This is a genomic window from Micromonospora sp. NPDC023737 (assembly GCF_040639715.1).
Lineage (GTDB): Bacteria > Actinomycetota > Actinomycetes > Mycobacteriales > Micromonosporaceae > Micromonospora.
On sequence record NZ_JBFAAL010000036.1, the window covers coordinates 1 to 10,342 of the forward strand.

General features: G+C 67.0%; 9 protein-coding genes and 1 pseudogene. 4 read left to right on the top strand and 6 right to left on the bottom strand.

All coding sequences use genetic code 11. The annotated features are described in order from the left end of the window. Positions 1-184 precede the first annotated feature (184 nt). Positions 185-700, bottom strand: coding sequence for a hypothetical protein (locus AB0F98_RS31570; RefSeq protein WP_357743185.1), 516 nt, complete (start codon positions 698-700; stop codon positions 185-187). Between AB0F98_RS31570 and AB0F98_RS31575 the strand changes: the two are divergent. Further along, positions 695-1,168, top strand: a pseudogene (locus AB0F98_RS31575) (transposase); the annotation flags it as partial. The gene AB0F98_RS31570 and the pseudogene AB0F98_RS31575 sit on opposite strands and share 6 nt — an antisense overlap. A gap of 119 nt (positions 1,169-1,287) precedes the next feature. On the opposite strand, the gene AB0F98_RS31580 reads toward AB0F98_RS31575, so the two are convergent. The 3 genes from AB0F98_RS31580 to AB0F98_RS31590 form a co-directional block, all read right to left on the bottom strand. Further along, positions 1,288-1,965, bottom strand: coding sequence for a class I SAM-dependent methyltransferase (locus tag AB0F98_RS31580; RefSeq protein WP_357743187.1), 678 nt, complete (start codon positions 1,963-1,965; stop codon positions 1,288-1,290). 327 nt (positions 1,966-2,292) lie between these two features. Then, positions 2,293-3,378: a hypothetical protein gene (locus AB0F98_RS31585; protein ID WP_357743190.1), complete on the bottom strand. Its 1,086-nt coding sequence runs from the start codon at positions 3,376-3,378 to the stop codon at positions 2,293-2,295. Between the two features lie 488 nt (positions 3,379-3,866). After that, positions 3,867-4,370 carry a hypothetical protein gene (locus AB0F98_RS31590; RefSeq protein ID WP_357743193.1) on the bottom strand — a complete coding sequence of 168 codons (504 nt, stop codon included), beginning with the start codon at positions 4,368-4,370 and terminating at the stop codon, positions 3,867-3,869. 35 nt (positions 4,371-4,405) lie between these two features. Between AB0F98_RS31590 and AB0F98_RS31595 the strand changes: the two genes are divergently transcribed. Together AB0F98_RS31595 and AB0F98_RS31600 are read left to right on the top strand one after the other, a co-directional pair. Then, positions 4,406-4,813, top strand: a complete 408-nt coding sequence (locus AB0F98_RS31595) for an IS3 family transposase (RefSeq protein WP_357743196.1) — start codon at positions 4,406-4,408, stop codon at positions 4,811-4,813. A 169-nt stretch (positions 4,814-4,982) separates the two neighbouring features. After that, positions 4,983-5,234, top strand: coding sequence for an integrase core domain-containing protein (locus AB0F98_RS31600; RefSeq protein WP_357743204.1), 252 nt, complete (start codon positions 4,983-4,985; stop codon positions 5,232-5,234). A gap of 223 nt (positions 5,235-5,457) precedes the next feature. Here AB0F98_RS31600 and AB0F98_RS31605 read toward each other — a convergent pair whose 3' ends face one another. Both AB0F98_RS31605 and AB0F98_RS31610 read right to left on the bottom strand, forming a co-directional pair. Further along, entirely contained in the window at positions 5,458-8,640 is a 3,183-nt protein-coding gene (locus AB0F98_RS31605) for an ice-binding family protein (protein ID WP_357743207.1), read from the bottom strand. A gap of 117 nt (positions 8,641-8,757) precedes the next feature. Next, positions 8,758-9,009, bottom strand: coding sequence for a sigma factor-like helix-turn-helix DNA-binding protein (locus tag AB0F98_RS31610; protein WP_357743199.1), 252 nt, complete (start codon positions 9,007-9,009; stop codon positions 8,758-8,760). A gap of 532 nt (positions 9,010-9,541) precedes the next feature. Here AB0F98_RS31610 and AB0F98_RS31615 point away from each other — a divergent pair. After that, complete coding sequence (locus AB0F98_RS31615; RefSeq protein ID WP_357743201.1) at positions 9,542-10,195, top strand: Type 1 glutamine amidotransferase-like domain-containing protein; 654 nt, start codon at positions 9,542-9,544, stop codon at positions 10,193-10,195. Positions 10,196-10,342 lie beyond the last annotated feature (147 nt).

Here is a 10,342-nt window from a genome sequence, read left to right on the forward strand (position 1 = left end):
CACCCGCTACGCCAAACGCGCATCTCTCTACCGAGCCAGCCTGGTCCTGATCGCCGCCATCATCTGGCTTCCATGATCGACAGGACAGGCCCTAGCCACGCCGATCAATGGGGTTAGCGTTGTCTTTTCGCTGGTAGCTACCGGCGGCCCACTGGGTGTTGATGGCGGGTGAAGCCTCGGAAGTTCAGTCGGCTCCGCTGGTGTAGCGGCTCCAGGTGCCGCCGGCATTGGTGACCTGCCTGGTGGCGGCGGTGGGGTGGAAGCCGAGGGCGTCGGCGACGACCGGGGCGGGTGCTTGCAGGACGAGTTGGCGCAGCGCGGCGACGCGGGCTTCCTTGATCGGGAACCCGAGCGCGCGGAGCCGGTTGTGCAGGGTGGTGTAGCCGACGGGCTGCCCGGCGAGCCGGCCGGGGAACAGCAGAGCCGGCGGCGGGCCGGCCGCGTCGACGAGGTGCCGCAGCAGCGCGGCGAACGGTTCCGGAACTGGCGCGGGCGGGTCACCGAGGCGGATGAGCAGCTCGCCGTCGTGGTCGAGGACGTCCGCGGTGGTGAGGTGCTGGATGCGGCTGAGCGGTTGGGCGTAGAGCAGCAGCAGGCAGGCGGCGGTGCGGGTGCCGACGTCGGCGTGGTCGTCGGTGGTGAACCGGCGTAGCAGGGCCAGGCGGCGCTGCTGGGTGATGACGGCGCCGGGTGCACGCACGGCATCCGCTACTTCCACGGCTGTTACAGCTTCGCCGACGACCAACTCTGGGGCGTGATGCGCCGCCGCAAAGGCGGCGACCACACCCTGTCCGCCCTGAAATCGATCCGGGCCGCACGCCCGGACGGCGCGCCGATCTACGTCATCCTGGACAACCTGCCAGCGAACAAGACCCCGGCTATCCGTCGATGGGCGGCCCGGAACAAGGTCGAACTCTGCCTGACCCCGACCAGCGCCTCGTGGGCGAACCCGATCGAGGCCCAGTTCGGACCGCTACGCACCTTCACCATGGCGAACTCGAACCATCCGAACCACACCATTCTGGCCCGTGAGACGCAGAAATGCCTGCGCTGGCGCAACATCAACGCCCGTCACCCCGACGTCTTGGCCGCCCAACGCCGAGAACGCGCCCGCGTCCGCAGCGAACGCCAACACCGCTGGGGACGACCCCGCACCAAGGCCGCCTGACGCTCAGACGCGCCGGGCGGCTTGTGCCGTCCGGCTGCGCTCCAGGGGGTAACGGGACTCTCGTCAGCAGACGACCTCTGGAGAGTGCGGGTGGCCTGGCCGGTACGGCACCGCCGGGCTCAGGATGCCGGCGCGGTTGCGGGTTCGCCTGGGGTGGTCGGCGGTTCTGCAATGCCGATGAAGTTCCCGCCCATGGGCCGGATGCCGACGGACCACCCCAGCGCTGTGAGGACGTCCGTGAGGGTCTGAGCATCGTGGAATACCTTCACGATGCGGTACTGGCTGCCGTCATCGAGCCGGCGCAGCACCGCCGGGGTCGGCTGGTTCGCGAGGACTTCTTCGCCGGCGGCTACGGCGGGGCCGTCGTCGATGAAGACTGCTTTGCCGCTCGGCGCGAGCGCGGTGGCGACGGTGTTCCAGAAGTCGGGCAAGCGTGTCGGCGGGACATGGGAGAGCCAGAAGGCGAAGAACACGGTGTCGTAGCGTCGTGGCGGCTGCCACTCAAACAGGTCGGCCTCAATAAACTGGACGGTAGGAGATGCGGTGCGCGCCCGAGCCAGGGCTAACACTTCGGGTGCCGCATCGACAGATGTCACCGAATGTGCCCGCGCGGCGAGCAGAGAGGTCCACTGACCCGTTCCGCAGGCCAACTCGAGCACATCCCCGGCGATCGGAAGGTCATCGACGACAGGCAGCAACCTCTGCAGGTCTTCGTGCTCTGTATAGGGCCGGTCGTATTCGGCCGCACCGGCCCGGTAGTAGGCCATCTGTTCTGCCAGGAGATCGTCATCTATCAAGCCCCCCCCTCTCATTGGTGTTCGGTCAGCGACAAGCGCTCACCTCGCCAGCTCGCTCGCCACAGACAGTGTCAGCCTTCACCTTTGGGCAAGGTCAACAGTCATGAGCGCCTCGGCCGTCCTCGTCGACTGATCCCGCACCCGGCTGTTGCCAGCCGGCACAAGCCGTCCGACGTGTCTGAACCCGGCAAATGTTCGTGGACAGCCCACTAGTGGTTGCGGAACGGTGACGGGCTCGACGAGGTGCTCGCCGCCGGGGTGAGTGCCGGTGGGATCGAACGGTTTCCACACGAAGACCATGACTCCGGCAGTCCAGCCGCCCTGGAGTCAACGTACGGCCAAGGCGTCGCTGCTCTGACCGTCGTCGGCCGGGAGCTGCGTCGGTACCTTCGGGGGCCAGGGTGGGCAGCCCTTGGGCAGTTGGAGCTGGAGCAGTTTCGCGACCCGCAACCGGCCTTCCGGGCTGGCCCAGAGTAGACGGACGTCGAGCAGCGCGATGGTGGCATCGTCGAAGTCGGCGCCACGTTGCCGGGTCTTGGTCATCGCGCTGAGGAAGGCGTCCAGATCCGCGTTGCCCGGTGTGTCGGCGCCGAGGTCGGCGGGGAAGAGCGACCGGAAGTTGGCCAAGGGTTTCGCGCCGGGGAACACGTTGCCCCGATTCGCGGTAAGGCTCTGCCGGCCTTTCGCGTCCCGGGTGTTCACCAACGCCAACAACTGCGTGTTTGTGCGCCGGGTCAGCTCGGTGCGGCTGGCTGCCAGCGTCGGGTTCTCCAGCAGCACCTGACCGTAGTAGCCGCTGTGGAGGGCGTAGGCGATGAGCTCCTCCTTCGGGCTGATGTTCGGGTCCTGGTGCAGCGTCTCGTGCGCCATCGCCACCCCGAGTAGCCGGAAGTCCTCGTACCGGTACCGCTCGTTGAACAGGATCCGCGGACCTGGCGGCCGAACTTCCGCAATGGCGCTCGGGTCCAGGTCTGCAAAAAGGACCTCGGCGTAGAGGCCGGAGCGGATCGTCTCGACGCTGACCTCGGACGGTCCACCCACCAGCGATGCCAACGCGGCTCGCAGGTTCGGATCCGGGATGATCTTTCTGATCTTGGGGTCGTCGAAGACCAGCAGGCCGCGCACCACCACACCGGGATCCCGGTGAGCCCGCGGCAGCAATGCCTTGACCAGCTCCACCCGCAACTGCGTCTCGGTGATCTGTCGCGGCGGCGCCGGCACCATCGGCGACGCCTGCGGGTACGTCTGCGGGGTGAACAGGTTGACGTTCGTGGGCGGGAACGGCGGCTGCGCCAACAGCCGCTCCGCCGGACACTGCTTCCCCTGATCGGCGTGCGCGGGCGCGGCTGTCCCCGTGCCGAGCACACCGGCCAGGGCCAACCCGACAGCCAGCAACGAACCTGGGCGAAACATCCGTAACCCCCTCGACGGCGATGTGAAACCCCACGCCGGACCGAGAGGGATATCGCCAGCCAGTCACGCACCGGCCAGAGACGTGAGAATCGCTCGCTCCGGACAAGCGCAGTCAAGCACCACCGGACCCGCACCAACCCGCCGAACACACCATGATTGCCCACGCGGGTGATACCAGCCTGAGAGGCACTGCCGATGTCCTCCGCTATGCAGGCCAAGGGTGTCTCCGCAGGTACCGAGGCATCGCGAGGGGCCCGACTGTTTGTGCGGTCGTCCTGAGCCGCCACAGACCCATCGCCCGAGCATCGACCGACACCGGGAGCCCTCGAAGTAGTCATCACCGTCAGCTACCACGGAAAGGACCGCAGGCAGGAATACGAGACAGTTGGATTACATGACCCTGCCAGTCTCAAGGGCCGGGTAGGGCGCGAACTTCGTGACCCGTGAGTGTCCCGTTTTGCACGGCCGTCCAGACTCCTGGATCTGACTCAGCCGATGGCCGCGTTGCCCAGCTGCTCGATGGCAGTTTGAGCCCACGCCTGGGCTCCCTCACCCGCACCAGTGGCCAAACCGGTGGCGATCGGGGCAAGCAGTCCCTTAAGCGCGGCCACGCTGCGCCGGAGCCGGCTCGGATCCGGCGTCTCCTGGGTGACCTCCGTGAGGACCTCGTCGGCGGCAGCCTCCGCGTCCTGCAGGTCCTGCTCCGACAGCCCAACCGCCGACAGCCCTTGCCGGGTGCTGACCACGGCCTGGGCCAGGGCCTCGAAGCCAGGCGCGATCTGCTCGTTGCGCGTCTGCTGCTGGCTGACGGTGCCAGTGTTGTTCCAGGCCAGCTGAGCGCCCGCGGCTCCGCCGTGGATCACCGGCCCGTTGTAGGTGATCGTCGTCTGCCCGGGTGCACGCTCCACCCCGCGCAGGCCCGTCGGCGCATCAGCGACCGTCGTCACCTGGATGGGGTGCTTGTCGAACTCGCGCTGCATATCGCGCATCATCCGGGCGATCCCCTGGGCTGTGCCGGATCCTGGCGGTGTCCCGCTCCGGGTTCTACCGCTGGACAGCCAGCGAGCCCGCCCGCCAGACACGCGCCACCGCCGAGGACACCCTCGCCAAGCAGATCACCAGGATTCACGCCGACTCCGGCGGCACCTACGGCTCGCCGCGGGTGACCGTCGAGCTGCGTGACCAGGGTGTGCGGGTCAACCGCAAGCGGGTCGAGCGAATCATGCGCCAACGCGACGTGGTGGGCCGGCATCTGCGCCGCCGCAAACGCACCACGATCCCGGATCCGGCCGTCGCGCCGGTGCCGGACCTGATCGGCCGGGACTTCACCGCCACCGCACCGGACCAGCGCTGGTGCGGCGACATCACCTACCTGCGCGTCGGCGGCGGCTGGCTCTATCTGGCCAAGTCATCGACAGCGCCACCCGCCGGCTGATCGGCTGGTCAATCAACACCCACATGCGCACCAGCCTGATCATCGACGCCCTGCACGCCGCGGTCGCCGCCCGCGGCGGCCGAGTCGATGGCGTGATCTTCCACTCCGACAGGGGCGCCCAAGGCAATACGGCAGCGGTGACTTCGCCGACGCCTGCCAACGGCACGGCATCCGCCGCTCAATGGGCCGGGTCGGCTCGTCATACGGCAACGCCCTGGCCGAGGCGTTCTTCGCCACCCTCAAACGAGAACTCGACGTCGACCACCGCCATTGGGGTACCGAGGCCGACGCCCGCCGCGACGTCTTCTGCTGGATTGCCTTTTACAACCACCGACGCCGCCACTGCACACTCGGCTACCTCAGTCCCGCCGACTACGAACGGACCCTCACACCGACTACGCTGCATCAGATCGCGGCATAACCCGGTGTCCACATCCCGGGGGGAACCTCACTCAATCCTGAAATCGCCCTGCCAGACGGACTTGCTACGAGCCGTTGGCCTCAACTCATCCTGACAGACAGGGCACGGCCACCGCGCGATCTTCGATTGTCCTCACAGACCATCGATGATCAACGCGGTGGCCGTCCTCATGCCCCCGCCACGCCCAACGCCGTAGCCAGGCGACGTTGGAGTACTGGGGTGGTTAGGCGGTTTGGCGCCTACGCCGGACCAGCCGGTGACTCATCACGATAAGCAATCCACCGAGGCCGAGCATGGTCAGTGCCATCGTGGCGTAGGAGGAGATCCGGCTGCCGGTGACGGGCAGAATGCCTTTACGGACCGTGATGCTTGCCGAGGCAGGAGAGCCTGGGCCGCTCTCGATCGAGGTAGCGGCCGTCGTATTGACCTTCTTCCCCGCGGTCTTGCCGGTCACGTTCACCGACACTGTGCAACTCTCGTTGGCCGGCAGGGTCGCTCCGGCCAGAGTGATGCTGCTGCCGCCGGAAGCCGCGGTGACCGTTGCGGAGGCGCAGTTGGTCTGGGCGGCGTTGGGGGTGGCGACCACCAGCCCCGAAGGAAGGTTGTCGACGAAACCGACTCCGGTCAGCGACGTGGCCGGGTTGGGGTTGCGGAGGGTAAAGCGCAGTGACGTCGTCTCGTTGATGGAGATGATGTCATCCCGGAAGGCCTTGGCGATCGTCGGTGCTGCGACAGCGCCGACTGTGATGCTTGCCGAGGCAGCAGCACCGGGGCCGCTCTCGTTCGAGTCCACCGGACCGCTTGTATTTGACTTCGTTCCGCTGGTCGTACCGGTGACGTTCACCGAGAACGTGCAACTCTCACCAGCCGGCAACGTCGCACCGGTTAGGCGGATACTGCTGCCGCCGGCGGTCGCGCTGATCGTGCCACCACCGCACGAGCCACTCAAACCGTTGGGAGTGGCGACCACCAACCCCGCGGGGAGGTTGTCGACGAAGCCGACACCGGTCAGCGTCCTGCTCGCGTTCGGGTTGCTGAGCGTGAATTCGAGCGACGTCGTCCCGCCAACCGGGATCGTCCCATCTTCGAAGGCCTTGGAGATCGTCGGCGGCGCGACGACCGCAGCGCCGACCGTGACACTTGCCGAGGCAGGGGTGCCCGGACCGCTCTGGACCGAGGTGACGGCAGCGGTGGTGTTGACCTTCGTTCCGGTGGTTGTGCCGGTGACGTTGACTGACACGGTGCAGCTTGCGTTGGCCGCCAGAGTGGCGCCGAACAGGCTGATGCTGCTGCTTCCGGCAGTCGCGGCGATCGTGCCGGAGTCGCAGTCGGTCTCGGCGCCGTTGGGAGTGGCGACCACCAGGCCCGCAGGAAGGTTGTCGACGAAGCTCACGCCGGTCAGCGTCGTGTTCGCGTTGGGGTTGGTGAGGGTGAACTCCAGCGCCGTCGTTCCGTTAAGCGGGATGGTGGCGTCTCGGAACGCTTTCGCGATCGTCGGTGGTGCCGCAACCCTGACCGTGATGCTCGCCGCGGCGGGCGTACCCGGGCCGCTCTCGTTCGAGTCCACCGGGCTAGTCGTGTTGACCTTCGTACCGCTGGTCGTGCCGGTAACGTTCACCGAGAACGTGCAACTCCCACCAGCCGGCAGCGTCGCACCAGCCAAACTGATGCTGCCACCACCGGCCGTCGCGGCGATCGTGCCACCACCACACGAGCCAGTCAGACCATTCGGAGTGGCCACCACCAGCCCCGCAGGCAACGCGTCGGTGAAGGTGACGCCGGTCAACGGCGTGCTCGGGTTGGGGTTGCTGCTGGTGAAGCTCAGCGATGTCGTCCCGTCGGCGGCGATGGTCGTGGCCCCGAAGGCTTTGGAGATCGTCGGTGGTGTGGCGACGGCAACCGTGACGCTCGCCGATGCGACGGCACCCGGGCCGCTCTCGTTCGAGTCCACGGGGCTGCTCGTGTTGACCTTCGTACCGCTGGTCGTACCGGTGACGTTCACCGAGAACGTGCAACTCCCACCAGCCGGCAACGTCGCACCAGCCAAACTGATGCTGCCACCACCGGCCGTCGCGGCGATCGTGCCACCACCACACGAGCCAGTCAGACCATTCGGAGTGGCCACCACCAGCCCCGCAGGCAACGCATCGGTGAAGGTGACGCCGGTCAACGCCGTACCCACGTTGGGATTGGTGAGAGTGAAGCCCAGCGAGGTCGTCCCGCCAGCCGGAATGGTGGCGTCATCGAAAGCCTTGGCGATCGTCGGTGGCGCGACGACCTCCGCGCCGACCGTGACGCTCGCCGAAGCGGCGGCACCCGGGCCACTCTCGTTCGAGTCCACGGGGCTGCTCGTGTTGACCTTCGTACCGCTGGTCGTACCGGTGACGTTCACCGAGAACGTGCAACTCCCACCAGCCGGCAACGTCGCACCAGCCAAACTGATGCTGCCACCACCGGCCGTCGCGGCGATCGTGCCACCACCACACGAGCCAGTCAGACCATTCGGAGTGGCCACCACCAGCCCCGCAGGCAACGCATCGGTGAAGGTGACGCCGGTCAACGCCGTACCCACGTTGGGGTTGGTGAGAGTGAAACTCAGCGACGTCGTTCCGTTAACCGGGATCGTCGCATCTTCGAAAGCCTTCGAGATGGTCGGTGGCGCGATGGATGCGGCACAGAACGGTCGCGTGATCGTGTTGTGGATCAGCGTGACGGCGCCGTTGCGGGCCAACACCCGTCCGGCGACGGTGGCTCCCTCACCCAGCGTCGCCGATTGCAGCGCCAGGATGCTTCCGACGAAGACGGTTCGGGTGTTCAGGGTCGCCGAGCTGCTGACCTGCCAGAACACGTTGCACGCCTGGGCCCCGTTGACCAGCCTGACCCGGCTGTCAACCGCGGTGATCAGATCGGACCCCGCCTGAAAGATGAACACCGAGTTGGGATCGTCCTGTCCGTCCAGCGTGACGGTGCCGGTCAGAGACATGGTGGCGGGTGACGTGTACACCCCTGCGACCAGGGTTCGGCCGCCGAGTTCGCCCACCGTGCTGGTCGTGGGCTCGGCTGCGGCGAAGTTGTACGCCGCGGTCAGATCGGCCTGGGCCTGCATCGCCTCGGCGTCACCGACGTGCGTGGCGCCGTTTACCACCGGATCACCCGTGACCGACGTGCCCGGCCAGACACCCAGGTCCCCGTTGATGACAGAAGGACCGACGGGGGGCGGGACGTCAGTGACCGCTTGACCGGCCAACACCCCGTATGTCTCGGCATCCCCTAACGGGACCGGGGCCTGTGCCCATGCCGGTGTCCCAACGACGCCCACAAGGATCGTCGTGGCGGCGACGGCCCCCGCCATCAACATTGCAGTAGATCGACGGCGTACGCGACACGCGCGAGCCAAACGGATCATCGACACGGATTCCCCCACCAATCAAGATCCCGCCCCCGGGCAAGATTCAAAACGCGAAAGTTGTAGCTGATGCACTGCCGGGCGACGAGCACCCCAAAAGCCTCGGGCGGAGTGTATCTATGTCAACACGGGGCAAAGTAGGCAAATGCTACAAAAGCTGACGTGGGAGGTGCCCGCCGCGTCGACAGCGAGACGACCGTGCAGACCGGCCAGGGCCTTGGTGATCAGGCAGGGGACGTGCATCCGGGAGACACCGACCCGCTCGGCGATCTGGGCCTGGGTCAGGTTGCCGTAGAAGCGCAGGGTGCGCTCACGGTCGGCGAGAGCGGCTGACGCGGGATGAGGGAGAGCCGCCGCGCTGGTCCGCATGGGCCACGGCCCTCGCACCCGCGACTGCGTGACCGCGAAGGACGCACCAAACGCGAGATCATGCGCAGCCTCAAGCGCTACATCAGCCGGCACTCTTCCGGACCCTAAACGGCGCCCACTCAGCCACCAGCACCACTTGACAGCTATAGAAGCATCTCACTCATCGACATCGCGGTCCGGGAACAAGAGGCGGGGCTGCTGGAATGCTGGCATCTCGACTGCTATCGCCGCGACCGAGACGGCGGGCTCTGGAGAGTGCGTTGGTCGCAGGCGACTTCCATCGACCATCCTTAGCAGCGGGACTCGTCCACCGGGCACCGCCGCAGACGCTCGGACATGCCGCGAGGTGCTCACTACGCAGAGTTTACGGTAGGCGGCGTGGGCGGCATCCGGACCTGCCGATGCGCGTGTGGGGGGCTTGAGGGGTCGCAACGGCGAAGAGTCTCGTTATGGTGTCCAGTCTGTACTCCCATGCAGCCGATCTCTCGACTCTCGGGGAGAGCGTCATGACCGATACGTACAGGAGGCAAGCGTGAAGCTTCTTCTCACGTCCGCAGGCGTCCAGAACGCGAGCATCCGCGATGCGCTGGTCGAGCTGCTGGGCAAGCCGATCGCCGACTCCAGTGCCCTCTGCATCCCTACGGCGGCCCACCCCATGGGCGGGCCGGCCTCGGCCTGGCGCTTCATCAGCGGGCAGACGCCGCTACCCATGAGCGGTCTCGGTTGGAAGTCGCTGGGCGTCCTCGAGCTGACAGCGCTGCCCAGCATCGGCGAGGAGCGGTGGGTCCCCTGGGTCCGGGAGGCTGATGTCCTGCTCGTGCACGGCGGCGATGCGACGTACCTGTGCCACTGGATGCGGCAGTCCGGGCTGGCGGACCTCCTTCCGTCGCTGCGGGACACCGTCTGGGTGGGGTTGAGTGCTGGGAGCATGGTGCTGACCCCCCGGATCGGTGCGGAATTCGTGGAGTGGCAGTCCGCGCCCGACGACCGCACACTGGGGGTCGTCGGCTTCTCGATCTTCCCGCACCTGGGTCTCGAACCGGACAACACCATGGCTGGTGCCGAAAAATGGGCGGCCGAGATCGCGGGTCCGGCTTACGCAATCGACGACCAGACGGCCATCAAGGTGACCGACGGCACCGTCGAGGTCGTCTCCGAGGGGCACTGGAAGCTGTTCCCCGCGTAGCCGCGGGCCAATAGTGATCGGCGTGGCGAAGCACCCGCTCATGCCGAGAAGCGGATGTTGGGCAAGTGGGCGCTTGGTGCAGACCGCTACGCTTCGCACCTGAGTTGTGAACTCGACTCTCGACCTCCCAGGCTTTGGGGGTAGTGG

What these genes read in the sequence shown, in the direction of transcription:
- AB0F98_RS31605 (WP_357743207.1), bottom strand. Translation starts at nt 8,640, where the DNA reads ATGATCCGTTTGGCTCGCGCGTGTCGCGTACGCCGTCGATCTACTGCA.
- AB0F98_RS31590 (WP_357743193.1), bottom strand. Translation starts at nt 4,370, where the DNA reads ATGATGCGCGATATGCAGCGCGAGTTCGACAAGCACCCCATCCAGGTG.
- AB0F98_RS31585 (WP_357743190.1), bottom strand. Translation starts at nt 3,378, where the DNA reads ATGTTTCGCCCAGGTTCGTTGCTGGCTGTCGGGTTGGCCCTGGCCGGT.
- AB0F98_RS31610 (WP_357743199.1), bottom strand. Translation starts at nt 9,009, where the DNA reads ATGCGGACCAGCGCGGCGGCTCTCCCTCATCCCGCGTCAGCCGCTCTC.